The organism is Halomonas sp. FeN2 (genome assembly GCF_020595105.1).
GTDB classification, from domain to species: Bacteria; Pseudomonadota; Gammaproteobacteria; order Pseudomonadales; family Halomonadaceae; genus Vreelandella; species Vreelandella neptunia.
In genome coordinates this window covers 1,879,882-1,901,336 of record NZ_CP074200.1, presented here as the reverse complement: position 1 = coordinate 1,901,336, position 21,455 = coordinate 1,879,882, and the positions used below count along the sequence as shown (strand labels likewise).

The following is a 21,455-nucleotide window of genomic DNA, read 5'->3' as shown; positions in this document are numbered from 1 at the left end:
CTGCTGTTCCCGCGTGCTTTTTCCCATGTGCTTCGTGAGGCTGCGAACATGACGTTTAAATTCGACAAGCTCTACCGCCTGGGTGCTTGGGGTGCGGCGGCCTGCATGGTTGCTATTTGCGCGCTGATAGCGCTTCAGGTGACCTTTCGTCTGGTAGACGCCCTGCTGGTGCTCGTGGGCCTGAGCCGCTTGGGCCTGAGTATTACCGGCGTTTCGGAAATCGCTTCTTATCTATTGGTGGGGGCGACCTTTCTGGGGTTGGCCTACACCTTTGTGCATCACGCCCATATTCGCGTGACGCTGTTGATTACCCGGCTACCTTCGGCAATCCGTGTGTGGTTTGAAGTGTTTGGTTTGATCATCGCCCTAACGATCAGCCTAATGCTCTGTTACGGCCTCATTGGGTTGGCGAGGGAGAGTGTGCAATACAACGATGTATCTTCGGGCTTTGTGTCGATTCCGCTCTGGATCCCCCAGCTTGTGCTGGCGACCAGCGTAGGGCTGCTCTGTTTAGCGCTGGCTGAAGCCCTGTTTATGGCGCTACGGATTGCCATTCGAGACCCTGCGAGCTTTCGTGAAGCGACGGCCCCAGATGAAAGCGAGGGCGATTAAATGGTGACGTTAGCTATGTTGTTGTTGAGTACGTCGTCTTGGTTGAGTACGTCGCGGTTAGCTGGATCACTGTTAACGCTGCTTCTGCCTTATAAACTGGAGAGATCCTCGTGCTGCTACTAAGTCTCGCCACTATTTTCACCCTCGTGGTTCTTCTAGGGAGCGGGGTGTGGATCGCCTTTGCGCTAATCGGCACTGCCTGGATAGCGCTAGAGTTCTTTAGCTCGTTCTCGCCGGGCTCTATTTTGGCCTCCGATTTTTGGGGCGCCAGCTACGGTTGGGATCTCACCGCGCTGCCTATGTTTATCTGGATGGGGGAAATTCTGTTTCGCTCTGGGCTTGCGGACAATATGTTTCGTGGTCTGTCACCCTGGTTAAACCGCCTGCCGGGACGTTTACTGCATACCAATATTATTGGCAGCGGCATGTTTGCGGCGGTCTGTGGCTCCTCGGCGGCCACCTGTGCCACGGTGGGCAAAATGACCCTGCCAGAGCTCGAGCGGCGGGGCTACGACAGCAATATGGCGATTGGTACCTTGGCCAGCGCCTCCACCTTAGGGCTTTTGATTCCACCTTCCATTGTGCTCATCGTCTACGGTGTGGTCACCGAGCAGTCGATCTCCAGGCTGTTTATGGCCGGTATTGGTCCGGGGCTGATGATCCTGGCCATGTTCATGAGCTACCTCATTTTGTGGGCGTTGCTCAAGGGCAATCGTGAAGGGCTTACCGGCGAAGATGAATCCGGTATGAGCTTTGCTGAAAAGCTGCGTAATACCTGGTCGCTGGTGCCTATTCTGCTATTGATCGGTGGGATTATCTTTTCGATCTATGGCGGGTTGGCGTCGCCCACCGAGGCCGCGGCGGTTGGTGTGGTGCTGTCGATTGTCATTGCGCGTTTTAACGGTCACTTTGATCGCGACATTTTTAAAAGCTCGCTGTTTGCCGCCGTACGTACCGCCTGCATGATTGCTTTTATTATTGCCGGCGCGTCGTTTTTGACCTCGGCCATGGGCTTTACCCAGGTGCCGATGAAGCTGGCGCAGGCGATTGGTGAGATGGGGCTTTCGCCGACCATGCTGCTGATTGCGCTGACCTTGCTGCTGCTGGTGATGGGCTGTTTTCTCGACGGTATCTCGCTGATTCTACTCGTCACCGCGATTATCATGCCGCTGGTGAGTGCTGCCGGTTTCGATCTGATCTGGTTCGGTATTTATCTGGTCGTGGTGGTCGAGATGTCGCAGATTACCCCGCCGGTGGGCTTCAACCTGTTCGTGATCCAGGGGCTAACCGGTAAAGATATTCTGACCATCACCAAAGCCACGCTGCCGTTCTTTCTATTAATGCTGTTAGCGATTGCCTTAATGCACCTCTTTCCGGGTATCGCTCTCTATCTACCTGAGGCAATGACTCGGTGAGGCGTTTATAAAAGGAAAAGTGTTCAGCGTGAAGTAGAAAAAAACGCTCTGGCCGGGGCGCTTGATGGCATGCATGCTCTGGCCAGCAATTTAAGACTGAGTACGGGATTGTTTATTGAGTTTTTTGAAAGAAATATCTTTGTTGAATCCATCAGGGTCACTGTACCCTTTACGCAACATCGTTAATGCTTTGTGTTGGGCTTCTCTACGGCTATTGAGTATAAGCGTATGGTTTAGCAAGAGTTGCTGAGCATTTTCCAGCAGCTCTTTGGGTTCAATAGTCGCGGGGGTGTCTATCATCAGCGTTTTAGCGATCAACTCCATTTTAGGCTGAACTTCTTGTAGAACGCTTTTAAATGAGAAAGAGGGCACACCTGCGGTCGTGCTTAAATCGTATAGCAGGGCGGCAAGTTGCTCTTCTGGTGCGCTTGATAAGCAGGCATCTGCCGTGGGGCCGGATATGCGAACGCAGGTTTCCATCAAACTATCGCTTGCATAACCGGCATGGCTAAAGCGTATGGTGTTAACCATCGCCGATGGGATACCCCATTTAGCGGCTAGCCAAGCCCCAATAATGGTGTGGTCACAACCAAAGTAACGCTGCTCCTCCTCGATAAGACGAGCATGTGGAATAGCACTATCGATATACAGTTCGTCTACTTGTTCAGGGTACGTCGCACTCAGAGCCAATATGCCAATATCCTGCAACAGTGCTGCCGTAAAAGCATTACCTGCCTGTTTGGGGCACGCTTGCTCAGCCAACTGGCGTGCTATCAGCGCAGACAGAATAGACCGCTGCCAAATATGCGTATGCTGTGGCCCCTTACTGGGGTGCTGAAAAAGATTGAAGCTCAACACTACGGTCAATGTGGCATCTAGCCCTAAACGCTGGATCGCCTCAAGGCACGTTTGCGTGGAATTGGCGGAGCGGGTGTGGTGAACGCTATTGGCGAGGGATATTAACCGAGCGGTTAAGGCTGGATCATGTTCAATGGTGTCGGCAACATCGTTGATAGTCGCTTTTGAAGATTGCGTTAACCTGAGGATGCGTAATGCGATTGAGGGAAGCGAAGGCAAGCGCTGGCACTTTAGAAAATCGCTGATCAGAAAACCAGGCAGTGCTTCAGTTAGCATTACATACAGTGCTTCATCCTTTGTCGATGTTTTAGTCACGTTATCTCCTGCGCACTTTGTAGCGTAGCTGCCAGCCATTATGAGGTGATGTCCTAAGTTTACCATATACCCAGCGAGTGTTGACGTTGTTATAGTTGGAAAAGAACGGTTTATGCTTTGTAGGTCGCTATATATACTTTCTGAGGTGAGTAGCAGGCGCCCCAACTGCTCCAGAATTAAAAAAAGTGAGTGCAACCATGCACACAAAGAACGACGCGGCCGATATATTTCGTCAGTTGGCAGAAGGCGTAGGGAACAGCGGGAGCCCCCGCTTTTATGCAACGCTGGTGGAACGCCTGGCAACAATACTGGGCGTCGATCATGTGCTAGTCGCCGATGTTACTCAATTGCATCGGGCTGAGACGTTGGCTGTCTGGTCAAATGGGGGATTAGTCAGCAACATTACTTATTCGCTGGCCGGCACCCCTTGCGAGACCGCGTTGGGGCGCGAGTGCTGCCTTTATGCCCGTGATGTTCAGTCACGCTTTCCTGACGATAAACTGCTGTGTGAGCTGGGAGCCGAAAGCTACTTAGGGCGGGCGCTCTATGCGGTGGATGGCGCGCTGATTGGCCTACTAGCAGTGCTCAAAAATTCCCCTATGCAGCAGGGGGGCTTAGCCAATGAAATACTGCACATCGCCGCCGCCCAGGCGGGTGCGGAGTTGGGCCGACAAAAAGCGGAGCAGGCATTAAGAGAGAGCGAAGAGGTCGCGCGGGAAAGCGAGCGCCGTTTGGATACGCTGCTCAACCATCTGCCGGGAATGGCCTATCGCTGTCTGAATGACCGCGCTTGGACGATGCAGTTGGTTAGCCAGGGTGCGGAGGTGCTAACCGGATATCGGCCTGACGAGCTACAGGGTAATCGGCTAATCAGCTTCGCGGCACTGATTCATCCTGATGATCAAGACAAGGTCTTCCATGAGGTACAGTCGGCTATTGCCAACAGGCGCCCTTACCGTGTGATTTACCAACTGCGCCATCGCGACGGCGGTTACCGCTGGATGTGGGAGCAGGGTCAGGCCGTCATGGACGAGGCGGGCGATATCATATGCTTGGAAGGCTTTATCTCTGATATGACCGATCAGCAAGAGTCGCAGCGGGTGCAAAACGCGGTGGTTCAAGTGGCTTCTACGGTGACTACCCAGGTGGGGGATGGTTATTTTCAGCAGTTGATTGCTACCTTGGTCAAGGTACTGGAAGCCGACGCAGGCTTTATTGCGTTGCTGCACACCTCACCCCAGGGCAATGAAAGCGTCTATGGAAAGGCAACCACCGTCAGCATGGTGGTTGACGGGGCTCAGCGTGAACCGTACACCTTTGCGCTGAGAGGCTCGCCCAGCGAGCAGGTAGTGCTGGAGCGTGAAGCGGTTATGCATGATGGCCCACCGTTGCTATTGCCAGGCACCCTGTTACCCACAAAGGCATGGATTGGGCGGCGTTTAGATAATGCCAATGGGGAAGCCATTGGCGTGATGATGGTGTTTTATCGCCAGCCGTTGACCACTAATGCGTTTGCCACTTCGGTGCTGCAAATTCTTTCGACCGGTGCTGCGGCAGAGCTTGAACGCCGTCGCGACCATCGTCACATGCATCAACTGGCCTATACCGACAGCACCACTGGGTTACCGAACCGTATCCGTTTTATGGAGTTGTTAGCGGAGATGTGGAAAGAAGCCCACCAAGCAGGGAGCGGGCTTTCGCTGCTGTTGCTGGATATCCGCCGTTTTAAAGAGGTCAATGACCTGCATGGCCACCAGGTGGGCGATCAACTGCTGGTGACAGTGGCCGATCGCTTAGCGAAGCTCAGCCGTTCATACGGCTCCCTGGCACGTTTATCAGGAGATGAGTTTGCCCTGCTGGTAGCCGATACCACCCCCAGTGGCATAGGCGACCTCGCGGAACAGCTACGATTAGCGGTGAAACCGCCACTTCATCTGGAGCGCCGCGTCTTTCACCTCGATGTTAGTATCGGTTTTGCTCATTATCCACAGGATGTAAGCGAAGCAGGCGAACTCTTTAACGCTGCCAGCATTGCCCTCCATCACGCCAAGCGGCGTGAAAATAGTATCTGCCCCTATACTCAAACGATGCGCCACGCGTTGCAGCGACGCCAAAGGATGACTGAGCGACTCAGCGCTGCTATCACTGAACATCGATTAGAGCTCTACTTTCAGCCCCAGGTAAACCTTACTAGCGGTCAACTGACCGGCGCAGAAGCCCTTTGCCGCTGGCACGACGCCGAGTGGGGCTGGGTGAGCCCCGGTGAGTTTATTCCCCTGGCCGAAGAGCGTGGTTTGATACGTGCCCTGGGGGACTGGGTGCTGGAAGAGTCGGCAAGGCAGTTACTGGCATGGCGTGAACAGCCTGAGGGCGGGCTGCCTGGGAGGCTATCGATCAATATTTCCGCCCAACAGTTTGCCGACCCAGAACTCACCAGCCACATCGGGCAACTCACCGCTGGCGTTTCGCCGAGCGCTATCGCTCTGGAGCTCACCGAAAGTGATTTTATGCGCGACCCGGATCAGGCCGTTGAGATCACCCACACCATGCGCCAAGCGGGCTATGCCCTCTCTATCGATGATTTCGGCACCGGCTATTCATCGCTTTCCTACCTACGGCGCTTCGCTGCCGACGCACTAAAAATTGATATCTCCTTTGTGCGCGAGATGCTCGATAACCACCATGACCGCACCATCGTTCAGACCATCATTGCCATGGCGCAAGCGCTAGAGATGAAAACCGTGGCGGAAGGCGTTGAAACCCGCGACCAAGCGAGTTTACTTGCTGAAATGGGGTGCAATGAGGCGCAAGGGTACTGGTTTGGTCGCCCGCTACCGGCGGATAAGTTCGCGGCGCAGTGGTTGACGACGTAGCCTTCACTTAGCGTCATCGTCTTGTCATCACCTTTGGCATACCCTACGCGCCGCCAACCCGCGATGAAAGGAGTGCCCCATGCGCCTGGCCCTGTTTGATCTTGACGATACCCTCCTGGATGGAGACTGCAGCGACCGCTGGAATTTATGGATGATAGAGCAAGGTTGGATCAGCGATGCCGAAGCCTTTATGGCGCGGGCGGAGCAAATGCACCAGGCCTATCACGCGGGGAAGCTAAAGCTTGAAGAGTATTTGGCCATGACCCTAGCGCCGCTGCGAGGGCGCCGGGTGAAAGATGTGCAAAAAGAGGTCGAGCGTTTTGTGGCCACACACCTGCAACCGCGTATTTTTGAACAAGCCTGGGCCTGCCTGGAAGCGCACCGTCAGGCAGGCGATACCCTGGTACTGATTTCTGCCTCGTCACGCCATCTGGTCGAGCCGATAGCGACCACGCTAGGCATTGAGCACGTGCTGGCGGTCGAGTTGAGCGTGGAACACGGTATCAATGAAGACGCGCGCTACACCGGTGGCAGCGAGGGTATTTTTTCTTATCGCGGCGGTAAGGTGCTGCGCTTAAAACAGTGGTTGGCCGAACAGCAGGTCATCCCCAGCCACACGACTTTCTACTCAGACTCCCGCAACGACCTTCCGCTGCTGCAGTACGTGGATTGCCCTGTAGCGGTCAACCCCGATCCAGTACTCGCTGAGGTGGCTAGCGTTGAAGGTTGGCGGCGCTTAGACTGGCGGACGCCCACAAGCGCTTCGTCGCCTAATGCTCTGCCAGGAAAATCGGCGCATGTCTGATGCCATCAATACACGTCTTCAATACAGAGAGCGTCCTTGAGTTCAGCCGCGCTTGCTCTGGTGTTAGTCTCGGTATGCATGCACGCCGGATGGAACGTGTTGGGCAAACGCAATGCGCCGTCGTTAGCCTCTTTTACCCTGGCTTACGGCGCGGGTGGGGCGGTGATGCTGCCGCTGGTGTTGTTTGGGCCGTCGCTCACTGCGTTACCAAGTGCATTCTGGGGCTGGCTGGCGCTTTCTGGGCTGTGTCAAATGCTCTACATGGGCGGCTTGGCCTGGGCCTATGCGAGAGGGGACGTTAGCGTACTCTACCCAATCGCCCGGGCATTGCCGGTAGTGCTAGTGCCGCTGGTATCCATTGTGCTGTTGGGTAGTCAGGTGCTGGATCGCTGGGACGGCCTTGGCATGGTGCTAGTCGTGGCAGGCGCGCTTTGCCTGCCGCTTAGCCATCCGCAGGCGCGCAGGATATCCACCTATCTCACCCCGGCCATGGGGTTTGCGCTACTAGCGGCAGCAGGCACCGTTGGCTATTCGCTGATCGACAAGCAGGCCCTCGGGCTAATGCAGGGGGCAGGGCACAGCGGGTTAACCGCCGGGGCGGTGTTTATGGTGCTGCAAGCGCTGATGACACTAACCTGGTCAGTACCTCTAATGGCGTTGCTACCGGCAGAGCGACGCCGCTTGCCTGCGCTTCGCCAGCAGGGGCTGACCATGCTGGTTGTTACCGGGCTGATGATGACTTGCACGTATGGCTTGGTATTAATCGCCATGGCGCTTACCGACGAGGTGAGTTATGTGGTGGCGCTGCGCCAGCTCTCTATTCCAGTCGGCGTGCTAATGGGTGTGCTGTGGCTGAAGGAGCCAGCATCCAGGGCAAAAGCCGCCGGTACGCTGGTGATGTTGGCAGGGCTGGTGCTGGTGGCGCTTTAGACCATTACGCTGGCGGCGCTATTGGGCATCCCCAACTGATTCCGCTTGGGGGCTGACAGTTGGTTGATAAGCATTGGAATATAAGTTGGTCAGGATAATAGCAGTGAATACATATTGGCCTTGGAACCGGATCGGTTGGGTGAGGTTGCGCACAGCGCGTTGGTTTTTGACTGCCGCCCAGTCGTCCGGTTCGGCGAGCCAGCGGGGTTGGCCGTTGGGGGTGACCAGTTGCATGGGCGTACCCAGTGCATCGGTGATGTAGGCGCTGAGCACTTGGCCTTGTTTAGTATCATCAATACGCAGCATGGGCACAAAACTGCCCGGCTCGTAGACCACCGTAGTGCGCTGGTTGTCCGTTTCTTCGCGGACGATGCGATCACCGTCCCAGCCGTAGTAGGTGGTGGCGGTGGTGCCGTTGGGGTGGCGCACGGTTTTGCTGATGCGTCTTCCCAGGCCGTCGTAGCGGTAGGTGACTTCGCGGGTCGCCCCCAGCTCACTGGCGTGGATCAGGTGCACTAAGCGGTTGGCGCCGTCGTAGCCAAGCGTTAGGCGTTCGCCGTTGGGCTGTTGGCGTTCGACCAGGTTACCGGCACCGTCGTAGCGGTAGCGGGTACCGTTTAACTGCCCCAGGCGATTATCAGAAAGGGCCTGTTGGCCTTCTAACCGGTTACCGGCCGCGTCCACGCTATAGCGGTGGGCGTGGTCGCCGTGCTGGCTGCCGATCAAGCGCCCGGCAGCATCGTAACTGTAGGCGATGACTTTTTCTGCTGGATCACCTTGCAGGCTGCGGAAGCTCATACGGCCCAGGGCGTCGTATTGGTAGCTCTGCTGGCTGGTGGTGTCCGGGCTGCGTAGGGTGAGGTGATCCAGCTGGCCCAGGTTCGTATACCCGCGCTCCAGCACCAGCGGTTGATTGTGCGCATTGGCACCGGTGCTGAGTCGGCGCTGGGTTTCCCGGTGCAGGGCATCGGGTTCCAGGGCGATCTCAAGATCCAGGCCGGGGGCGCTCATGCCGTGCAGGTGGCCGCTGCCATAGGTATGCCAGTTAAGCGCGGGTAGGTCGCCGAACTGGCTGGCCTGGGGCGCGCCGTTGGCGATGAGGGTGTGCTGATGTTGCCACTGCCAGCCACTTTCACCTGCTAGGCTCGCATGGCGCTGGTGTTCGCCAATTAAGCGCTGGGCTTGATCATAGCGAACCCTAGTGTCGCAGGCCTCTAAGTCACCGGCTACTCGGTTGGCGGCGAGTATTTGGTCGATGGTGTGAGCCATGGTGCTAGGGTGAGTTGGCTTGTAGGTATATTGTCGTCTGGTAATATGAAAGGAAGGCTCGGCTCTCCCTGACGAACAAGCTACAGCGATACGTGCTGCTATTGTCTATTGCGTAGGCTCAGGAGCGACTTATCGGCGATTTTTTTTATCCCTTTTTACGTCTTTTCCTTTTTGATATTTATCTAGGTAGTCACCGAAGCCTTGTATGAGAAGTATGAATGTGGTGCCAATCGCTATTACGCCGGAGATCCTTAATATCCACATTAGTAGCTCCCACTTCTCCACTACGGAACTATTATCAGATCCAAGCGCTAGTATGGCGCCACTCGCAAAAAAAATCACAAAAGATGAAAGTCGTACTTTATGGATTAAATTCATATTATTGCTCACTATCTCCTTTCCTTAAAACTGTAGTTGTTGTTTTACAGTGCTGAATTCCACCTGCTAGGCCTAAGCTAGGCCCAAGCCAGCCGCTCGCTCCAGCTATAGCTCCTCCACCAACATCAATAGATGCACCGCCTCCTTTAATAACAGCACCGCGTACAAAAGGTCCCCAAGTTTCTGAAACACCATCTTCAAGGGGAGCGGAGCCAACACTCGCATTTCCTCCAACGCCTGCTCCTCTAAATATACCTAGACCATACTGTTGGCATTCAGTTATTACCCATGCAGCGTTACCAACATTGTCGAACTTTAAGCCCGTCGACACTGTTTGGCCAAATACACCGCCGAATGTTTCTGCAGAAGCATTTCCTTCGCCGGTTATAACAATATTTTCTGCAGCCCTACTCACAGTGTTGGATTGGCTATAAGGTCCGTTGCCCAGGCCATAGACTCCACTTAGCCCTTGTGGGTCTACTTCGATGCTTGGAGCAACCGCATATTGATACATGTTAGTACCACCCCGCAGTCCAATCGGATCCTGGCTAATATACCGCCCCTGCTGCGGGTCATAATAGCGGTGGCGGTTGTAGTAGAGACCTGATTCTTCGTCGTGCCATTGGCCCTGGAACCGGATCGGTTGGGTGACGTTGCGCACGGCGCGTTGGTTTTTGACGGCCGCCCAGTCGTCGGGTTCGGCGAGCCAGCGGGGATGGCCGTTGGGGGTGACCAGTTGCATGGGGGTGCCCAGGGCGTCGGTGATGTAAGCGCTGACTAGCTGGCCTTGCTGGGTATCATCAATTCTGAGCATGGGCACAAAACTGCCCGGCTCGTAGACCACCGTGGTGCGCTGATTGTCGGTCTCTTCGCGCACGATGCGATCACCGTCCCAGCCGTAGTGGGTAGTGGCGGTAGTGCCGTTGGTGTGGCGCACGGTTTTGCTAATGCGTCTTCCCAGGCCGTCGTAACGGTAGGTGGCTTCGCGGGTCGCTCCCAGTTCGCTGGCGTGGATCAGGTGCACTAAGCGGTTGGCGCCGTCGTAACCAAGGGTTAGGCGTTCGCCGTTGGGCTGTTGGCGTTCGACCAGGTTACCGGCACCGTCGTAGCGGTAGCGCGCGCCGTTGAGTTGTGTGAGGCGGTTATCCGTCAGTCCTTGCTGCTTGTCTACACCCTGCTCTAAGCGATTACCCGCCGCGTCCACCGAGTAGCGGTGGGCGTGGTCGCCGTGTTGGCTGCCGATTAAGCGGCCTGCGGCGTCGTAGCTGTAGGCGATGACTTTTGATGCTTGATCGCCTTGTAGCGCCCGGAAGCTCATGCGCCCCAGGGCGTCGTACTGGTACTGCTGTTCACTGGCGGCGCTGTTGGCACCGCGCAGGGTAAGGTGGTCTAACTGGCCGAGGTTGGTGTAACCGCGTTCTAAAATCAGCGGCTGTGATTGCTCACTACCGCTTAGGCGGCGCTGGGTCTCCCGGTGCAGGGCATCGGGTTCCAGGGCGATCTCAAGATCCAGGCCGGGGGCGCTCATACCGTGCAGGTGGCCGCTGCCGTAGGTGTGCCAGTTAAGCGCGGGTAGGTCGCCGAACTGGCTGGCCTGGGGCGCGCCGGTAGCCGTGAGGCTGTGCTGGTGCTGCCACTGCCAGCCGCTATCGGCATGTTGCTGCTGTTCGCCGATTAAGCGTTGGGCGTGGTCGTAGTTAAAACTGACCTCACCGTGGTCGTTGGTGACGCTGAGTAGCTGGCCATTCGTACCCCACTGGTACTGCTCCGTGCTGGCCGGGGCGTGCTCGGTCGCGGGTAGATGGCGGGCGGTGAGGCGACCGGCTTGGTCATAGTCGTAACGGGTGACCAGCGGCTGGCCGTCCGGGCCTTTGCGGTTAGCTTCAATGCGTTCGACCAGTCGTCCGGCGTCATCGTAGCGGTACTGCTGCTCGCGGCCATCGGGGCCGGTCTCGCTGGCTAAGCGATCCATGTCGTCATAAGCAAAGCGGTAGACGGCGCCGTTGCCCAGGGTCAGCTCGCTTAAGCGGCCCACGTCATCATAAGCGGTAAACTGCTGACTGCCGTCGGCCTCGATGCGTTGCACAGGGCGGCCGTGGTCATCAAAGAAGAACTGCTGCCTAAACCCTTGCGGGCCTTCCAGCTCTACCGGCCGCCCTAGAGAATCTACATGGTGGTGCCAGTAGAGCCCGTCGGGGAGCTGGGTGGCGATACGCAGGCCCATCTCGTCGTGCTGGGTGCGGGTGGTCTCGCCCAAGGCGTTGGTGACGCTAGCCAGATAGCCGTTTCGGTCATAGGCGTACTCGTTACGCTGCTGTGAGCAGTCGATCTGGGCGGTCATCTGGCCTAGAGCGTTCCACTCCCGCTGGTGGGTGGCGCCACCCGCATCGGTGAGAGTAGTCGGGCGGTCAGGTAACTGTTCATTCTCATAGGTGAAGGCGGTAGTGCCTTCTGGCCCGGTAACCTCCAGCGGATGGCCGAGGTCGTTACGTGTGATCTGCCAGCGCTGATTGTCGGGCCGCTCGATACTCACCGGCTGGCCCAGGGCATCCCGCTCGATGGCCCAGCGGGTGCCGTCCGGGCCGGTCTGTGTAATCACTTGCCCGTGGTCATCCCGTTCAATCAGCGTCTCGTGGCCCAACGGATCCACCGTCGCTATCTTGAGCCCCGCACGGTCGTAACGAAACTCTATCCGCGAACCGTCGGCGCGGGTATGGGCCGTCCAGCGGCGGCCGGGGCCGCTGCCCACAAAGTGGTAGCGCTCCTCCCGGCCCAGGCTGTCGGTGACCAGGGTGTGAGCTACTTGGTAGCTGTACGTCCGCGCCAACCCACCGGCTTCCTGCTGGCCCACCACGCGACCATCCGGGGCGTGACGATCCCAGGTGTAGTGGGCTTCCATGCCCCCGGGCACCCGGTGGGCGGTAAGCATATGGTCTTGCCACTCAAACTCGCGTACCACTTCACCGTGGCGGTGGCGCACCGCAATCAGGTCGCCTGCGGGACTAAACGAATAGCGTACCAACCACTCGTCCGCCGACTCACCGTCGTGGGCCTGCACCAGCTTAACGCCGGTTAAGCGTTGCCCGCTATCGCCCTGCATGGCGGGTAACAGCGCATCGTAAACCAGTTGGTAGTGGCGCTGGGCGCTGTCGATCACTCGCACCAGCAGGCCACCTTCCCAGCGGTACTGGGTGGTGTAGCCATTGCGGTCGCGCTCTTCGATTAAGGGCCAGCGAGCAGCGTTATCTTTTGAACTATCACCTGAAGGCGTATCCGAGGTTGTCGCCACGTCTGCTGGATGGGCAAACACATAGTAAAGCCCGCTGGCATCGCTAAGAACAATACGTTCGGGATCCTGGCGCAGCGTCTCGTCCAGGGCTTGCCAGCGAGGCGCGTTACTCTCTTCATCGGCTGAGGCGCCTCCACGACGTACCACAGCTGCTCGGTGGGCGAGAAGCGCGCCTGGCCGGGGGCCAGTGGCCCAAAGGTAATCGCACGGCCCTGGGCATCGTGGACGATACAGGCGTCATCGTTAAGGGTAATGGCGAGACTTTCCCCTGGCACCGACCAGCCCTGGCCGAGTACCCCAATCCGCCCGTTGCTGGAGAGGTAACCCCGGCTAAGCACAAAGGGCCGTGGCGCCGGGAGGGCAAAATCGGTCTCGGCGGGCAGCAGCTTGGCGCCCAGCAGCGGGTTCACCGGGCTACCCACCGCGGGTTGGCAGGCACTGCAGTCGTCGGCCAGGCCATCGGTGATATCGATATCGTCCAACGCTAACGGGGTCGCGGCGGCAATCTCACTGCTCAGCAGCGGCGTCTGGTGCGGTTCGAGGGTGACGTCCTCGCTCTCCTCGGGCTCGGCCTCAAAGGGTAAGCGGGGCAGTACAATCGCTTGGCCCTGGCCACGTCCAGGGCTACCGCCGGAGTTGATCTTGACCTGGGGGCCGACAATGGTCACCCCGCCGGGGTCGAGCTTAATAAAGCTACCCCCGGCTTTCAGGGTGATCTCGCTACCCGCTTCCAGGACGATCTGGCTGCCCGCCTTGTGGTGCAGCTCGCGACCGGTCTCCACCAGTTGGGCTTCACCGTAGACCTCATGGCGGGTTTGATCGACCTGGAGGTGATCGTCGCCCTTGATCTGGGTGTAGCGCTTACCGTGGACGGTGAGGTGGTCGTCGTTATGGATTTCGCTCAAACGGTTGCGATGCAGCTTGAGGTGGCTGTCCCGGCGGATCTCCTCGGTGCGGTCGTTAAGGGTCAGCAGCTCCAGGTCTTTCTGGGCGTGGAGCCAGATCTGCTCTTCGCCGGTGGCATCCTCGAAGCGCAGTTCGTTAAAGCCTTCCGATTTGTGGCTTTGGGTGCGGATCACCGTTCGGGTCTTGTGCTCCGGCAGCGGGTAGGGCGGGGTATTCACTGCGTGATAGGTGCGCCCGGTGACCAGCGGCTGATCGGGGTCGCCCTCTAAAAACGAGACAATGACCTCATGGCCGATCCGCGGGATCGCCATGCTGCCGTAGCCGCCGCCTGCCCAACCCTGGGCGACCCGTATCCAACAGCTGGCGGTCTCATCAGGATCAGCATAACGATCCCAGGGGAACTGTACCTTGACCCGGCCGTGTTCGTCGCAGTAGATCTCTTCGCCTTCGGGGCCGACCACAAAGGCCACCTGGGGGCCGTCAACGCGGGGCTTAGGATTGGGCACCGGACGAAAGGTCTGATCCCGGGGCATGATCACCACGTCGTTGTGGTAGCGGGTCATCAGCTCGCCTGACTGGGCACTGCTCCCGTTATTTCCCCGCGCCATACCGTCCTCTTCCAGGGCCTGGGGCTGCTCGCCGTGGTGCACCACAGAAACTACTTGCCAGGCACGGTTAAGGCTGTCGATATCATGGTCGGTCAGGGTAAAGCAGATGCCCGGGGCGAGCTCGGGCAGGTCACTCTCCGCTTCGGCGGTGGTGGCGTCGGCGCGCAAGGACTCTAAGCGGTGGCGGGTAAAGGGCTTGCCGGAGGCGTCCTTCTTGTAGCGGCCGGGGTAGTCGAAGTGTTCGTAATCCTCCCGCTGGGCGTGTTCGCCCAAGTTGGGAGCGAGGTGCTCGTGGATCTGGGCGTAGGGCGGGTTTTTAAAGGTGTAGTCCTTGAGCATCGCCGAAGCAGGGCGCACCCGGTTGGCCTGACGCAATTTGCGCAGGTGTCGTCGGGGCGGCGTGCCCCCGGCGCGACTGTGGTAGGTGCGCTCACCCACGCTGGGCAAGACCACCGTGGCATCGGCAAACACCAGCTGGTGTTTACCACCTTCGGCATTTTCAAATTCATGAAAATAGAAGCAGCCCTCTTCGGCGGCTAAACGCTCGATAAAGGCCAGGTCGGTCTCGCGGTACTGAACCAGAAACTCCCGATCAAGGGGTGTGCGGGTAGTGGCAAAGCCGATATCGGTGAGGCTGCGTTCGCTGGCTAGGGTGGTGATGGCGTCAAAAGGCGAGGTGTCCTGAAAGATCCGCGAGTTATGGCGCAGCGATAACCGCCATAGCGCGGGACGAATCTCCACCCGGTAGAAGCTGCGCCGGTGTCCCCTGTCGCCGCGGTGAAGCTCAGCGACCATGCCATGGACACGACGTAGCGGCTCGCCGTCCTGCCAAATGGTCAGGGTGGCGTTTTGATCCAAGCAGTCGCTGGGCGACAGGTCGTGGGTACGGCTGGCAAACTCAACCGAGAGCGAAAACGGCTCAGACAGGGCCTCACGATGGGTAAAGCGCACCACGGCGGTGTCATCGGCCCCGGGTAGGGTCAGGGTAAACTGTAGGCCTGTGCCGTCTGCCATTGCGCCGCTCCTTGGATCATCACGAGTAAATGAGAAACGATCAGGATAGCGAGCGGGGGCCAGAGAGCAAGGCCTGAAGGGCAAGTGACAGGGATCTCTTACACGCATGTAAGATATCTCTTACATGCGTAAGCCATCGCTTACAAATTTTTAAGTGATGGCTTACAGCTAAAATGTTTAAAAAGTGGTTGGCTTAAAAATGAGTGACACTCCGTAACTGAATACCACCCTATTTCAGCGCCTGCCAAATCAGATTAAAACCGACTAAAAACATGGCCAGAATCACTAAACGGTAAAACAGTGCTTCGTTGACGCGGCTTTGTAGCCACAGGCCGTTGCGTACACCGATCCAGGCGATGGGTACGAGCAGCAGCGATGCCCAGGCGCTGGTGACGTTGATTTCGCCAAGCCACACATAGGGCACTAGCTTGATCACGTTGACTACGGCAAAGGTCACCGCACAGGTGGCAATAAAGGTCTCTTTCGATAGTTTGCGCGGCAGTAGGTAAACGTTTAGCGGCGGCGCGCCCGCATGAGCCATAAAGCTGGTAAAGCCGCAAACGCTTGCCGCTGGCAAAGCCCAACGGGGGGAGATCGGTTTCTTGGCAACGGGCTTGAGCAACATGTAAGCGGCGAACAGCAGGGTAATCACGCCGAGCGTCAGGCGTAAGCCCTGTTCACTCAAACTGCCAAACAGCAGCGTCCCTACCGTCACGCCGATAAACAGCCCCGGCACAAAGCGCCAGACCTCAGTGGCGTCCTGTTTGCCCCACCATGCTTTCACCGCAAACACGTCCATCACTAGCAACAGTGGTAGCAGCAAGCCCGCTGCCTGGGCGGGGCTGATCGCCAGCGCCATTAGCGGTACCGAGAGCGTACCAAAACCACCCGCAAAGCCACCTTTTGAAACGCCGGTCAGGTAAACGGAAAATGCAATTAACAACCAGGCGATGACGGAGTAGTCGGGGAGCATTGAGGCCTCTGGATACTCAAAAAAGTGAACCACAAAAAAGCCCCGCATCGGCGGGGCTAGTTAGCATAGCATTAGATAAACGTTAGCGGGCGAAGTGTCGATCTATCCAGCGTTCATCAGCCATTCGTGATTCGGGTCGTTGTGAAATTTCCATGCCCGCTTGGGCCCCGCCATCACATTTAAGTAGTAGAGCGAGTAGCCATGGGGTGCTCCCACGGGGTGGTAGCCCTTGGGTACTAACACACAGCAGCCGTTTTCCACCGCCATGGTTTCATCAAGGCTTCGGTCATCGGTGTAAACGCGCTGGAAGGCGAAGCCTTGTGAGGGATTGATCCTGTGGTAGTAAGTCTCTTCCAGCAGCGACTCGTGGGGTAATTTATCCACATCGTGTTTGTGTGGCGGGTAGCTCGACCAATTGCCCGCGGGTGTGAATACTTCGACGACCAGCAGGCTATCGGCGGGCTCGGTTTCCGGCAGAATATCGTGAACATGGCGGGTGTTGGTGCCCTGGCCACGAGTGCTCTGCTTGATGCTGTTAGGCGCGATCAGCCTTGGGGCGTGATTGCCATGCCCAGGGGCGGCGCACACGGCTAGCTCTAAGTCCGTTGTCGCTTCCACAGCGTAGCTAACATGGTCAGGCAGGTAAACCGCATAGGGCGGGGTCTGTTCAAATATATCCATGCGCTGGCCGATATCTTCAAAGCGGTGCTCGCCGCAGGTTACCGTGGCGCGACCGGTGAGCAGCACCAGGCACACTTCCTGATCATCGCTGCTGGCCTCCAGGCGCTGGCCCTTGGCGAGTTTATGCACCCGAAAGCCAACGTGCGTCCAGCCAGCAGATTCAGGGGTAACGTCAATCACGGTGCCCTGGGCATCTGGGGCGGTGGGGCGTACCAGTAGGGAAGCCATACGTTGCTCCTTTATTTATCAAGGTTGGAATCAGCCTGAAGCAGGATTTTGCGACCTTCCCGCAATGAGCGCTCCGCTGCGTCGGCTAAGCGCAACGCCTCTAGGCCATCTTGGGCGCCTGCTAGAGGGGCGCGCTTTTCTCGCCAAGCTTCGACAAAGTCGCCAATCTCTAATCGATAAGCCTCGGCATAACGCTCCAGGAAGAACCACTTGGGTTTGTCTTCCACTTGGCCTGCTTCACCGGTGAAGCGCAGCCGGGTATCACTCTCGTTCTGGGCTTGCAGCATGCCTTGGCTACCAAAGGCTTCGATGCGTTGATCGTAGCCGTAGCAGGCGCGTCGTGAGTTGCTAATTTGGCACAGCTTTCCACTGGCGGTGGTAAGGGTGACCATGGCGGTATCCACATCGCCCGCTTCGCCAATAGCAGGGTCAATAATGCTGCTACCAACGGCAAAGACACTTTCGATGGGTTCATCTAGTAGCCAGCGCGCCATGTCCAGATCATGAATCATCATGTCTCGGAACAGGCCGCCGGACTCAGCCACGTACTCGGCAGGCGGGGGAGACGGGTCGCGGCTAATAATCGTTAGCGTTTCAAGTGCGCCAATACGCCCTTCGGTAATCGCTTTTTTCAGTGCCGAAAACTGAGGATCGTGGCGGCGGTTAAAGCCTAACGCGCAGGTCACCGGATGTTCACTGAGTACCTGCAGAGCATCTCGTGTGCGGGCTAAATCCAGGGCGATGGGTTTTTCGCACAGAACAGCCTTGCCCGCGCGGGCGGCACGCTCCAGATACTCCGCGTGAGTAGGCGTGCTTGAAGCAATCAGTACGGCGTCAATGGTGTCATCCGCGAAGATTTCATCCACAGAGGCCGCTTGGCTGGCGTACTGCTCGGCCAACGCTTCTGCGGCAGGCTGATGAAAATCGGCCACGGCGGCCAGTGTAACGTTTGGGTGTGAATAAATGGCCTGGGCATGCACCTTGCCGATGCGTCCAGCGCCGATAAGTGCGAGTTTCATAAGCTCTCCTGTTTTGTTTTTGCTGTTGGCTTGCTTTGGATGTTTAGGCCTTATGCTGTTTGTCACGGCCCTTTTCTTTGTCGCGTGTTTTGTCTTGCCGCACGCCCAGGGCAATTGCCAAGGTCTGGGTCAAGCAGAGCGACGCGGTCAAACTGCGGAAACTTTTCACTTCGGCTTCGTTGACAACGAAGACGACATCCGCGAAACGGGCCAGCGGGCTGAGGTTCGAATCGGTAATCACTACAATAGGTAGACCGCGCTGATGGGCGTCTTCGCAGGCTTTTTGGCTCTCTTCTGCATAGGGGGAAAAGCTGATGGTCAGTAGGGCGTCGTGTTGGCTCATAGCGCGCAGCTGCTCGCCGTACATGCCCCCCAAACCATTAACCAGCAGCGCAGGCTTATCCACATGCGCTAAGGCATAGGTCATGTAGCTGGCGACCATGAAGCTTCGCCGTGCGCCCATCACATGAATGGCGTGCGCCTTCTCAAAAATATCTAACGCTTTTTCCAGGCTCTCTGGATTAATGCGGCTGGGAAGCTGCTCAAGCACGGCACGGTTGGCGTCAGCGAACTCCCATAACAGCTGGGTGCTATCCGGTGTTTCTCCGGTGGCGCTGCGTACCGCGCGAATTCGCTCGGTGTAGTTAGGCAACTCATCGACTAGGCGGCTGCGAAACAGCTGCTGCATTTCTGAAAAGCCCTTAAAGCCCAAACTATTGGCCAAGCGAATTAAGGTGGATGGAGTGACATCCGCCTGTTCGGCAATTTTGGCCACGGTCGCTAAAGCAACTTCTTGGGGGTGATCAAGCATAAAACGGGCTGTTTGCTGCAAACGTTTGCTTAAAGTGGCGTATTCGGCAGTGATCAGCGTTTCCAGCTCACGGTAGCTTTGTGGCGGTTGAGGCATACAAATTCCTTCGCGTTGGCCCATTTAGCACCCATTTGCTAATGCACTACGGGTTATCAGTAGTAGGCGAAATTACTAGTTGCTATGCAGTCTAGTTGAGTGGAATAAATATTCCATTTATACCAAAGTATAGAATAAATAATTTGCAGTAATTACTATTTGGAATCTATATTCCATAGCGCCAAGGCATTTAATGCCACTTCCCTTCCAACAACGATAACGTTATGAGGAATTATTTATGGCACGTCTATCTCAATGGCTTCTAGCTACTGCCGCCACCACGGCATTAATGGCAGGAGCAGCACAAGCACAAGAACCGCAGCAAGACGCGAGCCGTTTCGTCATGGTGACCCACGGTGTCCCCTCTGATCCTTTCTGGTCAGTGGTGAAAAACGGCGCAGAGGCGGCCGCGGATCTCGTAGGCGCTGAGCTGGAGTACCGTGCACCGTCTACCTTTGATATGGCCAAAATGCAGCAACTTGTAGAGGCAGCGGTAGCCTCTAACCCCGATGGCTTGATCCTCTCTTTTACCGACGAAAATGCCCTGGGCGGCGCTGTCCAAAATGCGGTCGATAACGGCATTCCAGTGATCACTATTAACTCCGGTGGCGACGTGGCGAGGGATTATGGTGCCCGCCTGCACATCGGGCAGAGTGAATACGAAGCAGGCAAGCAGGCTGCTGAACGCATGCAAGAAATGGGCGTCGAGAAAGGCGTCTGCGTTAACCATGAACAAGGCAACCAGGGACTTGATCAGCGCTGCGATGGCTTTGTCGAGGGTTTTGACGGCAATGCGGAGCAGCTAGCGACGACCTACGACCCCACCAACATTCGCAATGCCATTGTCGCTTACCTCAACGAGAACAGTGATGTGCGTGGTGTACTGACCTTGGGGGCATTGGCTGCTGAACCGATGATTCAGGCCATGCGTGAGCAGGGAGCTACCGATATGTTCACCCTCGGTACCTTTGATCTTTCACCCGGTATTTTAGAAGCCTTGGATGCGGGTGAGCTGAACTTTGCGATTGACCAACAGCAGTACATGCAGGGCTACTTGCCTGTCATGTTCCTAGATCAGTTCGTCAAGAACGGTCTACTACCCGCAGGGGATGTTGCCACCGGCCCAGGATTTGTCACTCAGGAAAACGCAGCACAGGTCATTGAGCTGAGTAGCCAGGGCATCCGTTGATAACGAGCTAATCGGAAAAGGCTCGACGGTGTCGAGCCTTGGGAGTCGATCGCCATGAATTCCACTGAAACGAAGCAATCGGTTGCGCCAGCAGCGGCTGATCAAGATGAGCGTATCCAGAGAGTCTCTTTCTGGAAGAAGGCGCTTAATCGCCCAGAGCTGGGGGCTTTGGCCGGTGCCGTGTTGGTGCTTGCCTTTTTTATCGCTGCTTCCAGCGGCACTGGGATGTTTACCCCTGCAGGTATTATTAATTTTCTTGAAGTCGCCGCTCAGCTCGGCATTATCGCCACGGCGGCTGCATTGCTGATGATCGGCGGGGAGTTCGACCTTTCGATTGGTTCAATGATTGGCCTAGCAGGCATTCTGATTGCTATTCCTGCGGTGGAGTATGGCTGGCCACTATGGGCCGCCATTTTATTGGCGTTCGCCTGTGCGGGGCTGGTGGGCTGGATTAACGGCAATCTGGTCAATAAAACTGGGTTGCCATCATTTATCGTTACTCTGGGCTTCCTGTTCATTCTGCGTGGTTTGGCTATCGGTACTAGTCGGTTGTTGACAGGACGTACTCAGGTGGGGGGAGTTCAGGATCATATCCCCGGAGATTGGTTCGCGGCGCTTTTCTCTGGAGAAGTCGCTACGGGGCTATTTAGCTGGATGGCGGAAAATGGCTGGATGGCGACCAACTTTGCGGGCAACCCTACGGTCACCGGTATTCCCGTCTCGATCGTCTGGTGGCTGGGCTTAACCGCTGTAGCGACTTGGGTGCTGCTGTGTACGCCTTATGGCAACTGGATCTTCGCCAGCGGTGGCGATGCCAATGCGGCGCGCAATTCAGGCGTCCCCGTTCAACGCGTCAAGATTTCGCTTTTCATGTTCACCGCTTTCTCCGCCACCATCTTTGCCTGCATCCAGGTCATGGATACCGGTTCGGCAGACACCATTCGCGGCTTATTAAAAGAGCTGGAGGCCATTATTGCGGTGGTTATTGGCGGCGCTTTGCTGACCGGTGGCTATGGATCCGCTATAGGGGCAGCTCTTGGTGCGCTGATTTTCGGCATGGTGCAAATGGGCATTTTTTACACCGGCGTTAACACGGATTGGTTCCAGGTTTTCCTGGGTGTGATGTTGCTGGTGGCGGTGCTATTCAACAATTACATGCGCAAGAAGGCGATGGAGGCTAAATAAC

14 protein-coding genes and 2 pseudogenes are annotated in these 21,455 nt (G+C 56.9%); 7 read left to right on the top strand and 9 right to left on the bottom strand.

Going from position 1 to position 21,455, the window contains the following annotated elements; all coding sequences use genetic code 11:
* Positions 1-48: 48 nt before the first annotated feature.
* Positions 49-612, top strand: a complete 564-nt coding sequence (locus tag KF947_RS08755) for a TRAP transporter small permease (protein WP_223288581.1) — start codon at positions 49-51, stop codon at positions 610-612.
* Positions 613-722: 110 nt separating this feature from the next.
* Complete coding sequence (locus KF947_RS08750; protein WP_223288523.1) at positions 723-2,027, top strand: TRAP transporter large permease; 1,305 nt, start codon at positions 723-725, stop codon at positions 2,025-2,027.
* A gap of 90 nt (positions 2,028-2,117) precedes the next feature.
* Here KF947_RS08750 and KF947_RS08745 read toward each other — a convergent pair whose 3' ends face one another.
* Positions 2,118-3,200, bottom strand: coding sequence for an HDOD domain-containing protein (locus KF947_RS08745; RefSeq protein WP_227406001.1), 1,083 nt, complete (start codon positions 3,198-3,200; stop codon positions 2,118-2,120).
* 197 nt (positions 3,201-3,397) lie between these two features.
* On the opposite strand from KF947_RS08745, the gene KF947_RS08740 reads away from it, so the two are divergent.
* The 3 genes from KF947_RS08740 to KF947_RS08730 all read left to right on the top strand — a co-directional run bounded on the left by KF947_RS08740 (position 3,398) and on the right by KF947_RS08730 (position 7,808).
* Entirely contained in the window at positions 3,398-6,073 is a 2,676-nt protein-coding gene (locus tag KF947_RS08740) for a GGDEF domain-containing phosphodiesterase (protein WP_227406000.1), read from the top strand.
* Between the two features lie 79 nt (positions 6,074-6,152).
* Positions 6,153-6,878, top strand: coding sequence for an HAD family hydrolase (locus KF947_RS08735; protein WP_223288521.1), 726 nt, complete (start codon positions 6,153-6,155; stop codon positions 6,876-6,878).
* A gap of 36 nt (positions 6,879-6,914) precedes the next feature.
* Positions 6,915-7,808, top strand: a complete 894-nt coding sequence (locus KF947_RS08730) for an EamA family transporter (RefSeq protein ID WP_227405999.1) — start codon at positions 6,915-6,917, stop codon at positions 7,806-7,808.
* An 18-nt stretch (positions 7,809-7,826) separates the two neighbouring features.
* On the opposite strand, the gene KF947_RS08725 is transcribed toward KF947_RS08730, so the two are convergent.
* The 8 genes and pseudogenes from KF947_RS08725 to KF947_RS08690 all read right to left on the bottom strand — a co-directional run bounded on the left by KF947_RS08725 (position 7,827) and on the right by KF947_RS08690 (position 19,080).
* The gene (locus KF947_RS08725) at positions 7,827-9,077 is read right to left on the bottom strand and encodes an RHS domain-containing protein (RefSeq protein WP_227405998.1); all 1,251 of its coding nucleotides are present in this window, start codon (positions 9,075-9,077) and stop codon (positions 7,827-7,829) included.
* Between the two features lie 379 nt (positions 9,078-9,456).
* Complete coding sequence (locus KF947_RS08720; RefSeq protein WP_227405997.1) at positions 9,457-12,891, bottom strand: RHS repeat-associated core domain-containing protein; 3,435 nt, start codon at positions 12,889-12,891, stop codon at positions 9,457-9,459.
* A 59-nt stretch (positions 12,892-12,950) separates the two neighbouring features.
* Positions 12,951-13,154: pseudogene (locus KF947_RS08715) on the bottom strand (DUF6531 domain-containing protein); the annotation flags it as partial.
* A gap of 69 nt (positions 13,155-13,223) precedes the next feature.
* A pseudogene (locus tag KF947_RS08710) lies at positions 13,224-15,272 on the bottom strand (type VI secretion system Vgr family protein); the annotation flags it as partial.
* 229 nt (positions 15,273-15,501) lie between these two features.
* Positions 15,502-16,245, bottom strand: a complete 744-nt coding sequence (locus KF947_RS08705) for a sulfite exporter TauE/SafE family protein (protein ID WP_227406285.1) — start codon at positions 16,243-16,245, stop codon at positions 15,502-15,504.
* 102 nt (positions 16,246-16,347) lie between these two features.
* Entirely contained in the window at positions 16,348-17,154 is an 807-nt protein-coding gene (gene iolB / locus KF947_RS08700) for a 5-deoxy-glucuronate isomerase (RefSeq protein WP_227405996.1), read from the bottom strand.
* 11 nt (positions 17,155-17,165) lie between these two features.
* The gene (gene iolG, locus KF947_RS08695) at positions 17,166-18,173 is read right to left on the bottom strand and encodes an inositol 2-dehydrogenase (protein WP_227405995.1); all 1,008 of its coding nucleotides are present in this window, start codon (positions 18,171-18,173) and stop codon (positions 17,166-17,168) included.
* A 43-nt stretch (positions 18,174-18,216) separates the two neighbouring features.
* Positions 18,217-19,080, bottom strand: coding sequence for a MurR/RpiR family transcriptional regulator (locus KF947_RS08690; RefSeq protein ID WP_227405994.1), 864 nt, complete (start codon positions 19,078-19,080; stop codon positions 18,217-18,219).
* Between the two features lie 238 nt (positions 19,081-19,318).
* Between KF947_RS08690 and KF947_RS08685 the strand changes: the two genes are divergently transcribed.
* Positions 19,319-20,269: a sugar ABC transporter substrate-binding protein gene (locus KF947_RS08685; protein ID WP_227405993.1), complete on the top strand. Its 951-nt coding sequence runs from the start codon at positions 19,319-19,321 to the stop codon at positions 20,267-20,269.
* Between the two features lie 54 nt (positions 20,270-20,323).
* Complete coding sequence (locus KF947_RS08680; protein ID WP_133731503.1) at positions 20,324-21,454, top strand: ABC transporter permease; 1,131 nt, start codon at positions 20,324-20,326, stop codon at positions 21,452-21,454.
* Position 21,455 lies beyond the last annotated feature (1 nt).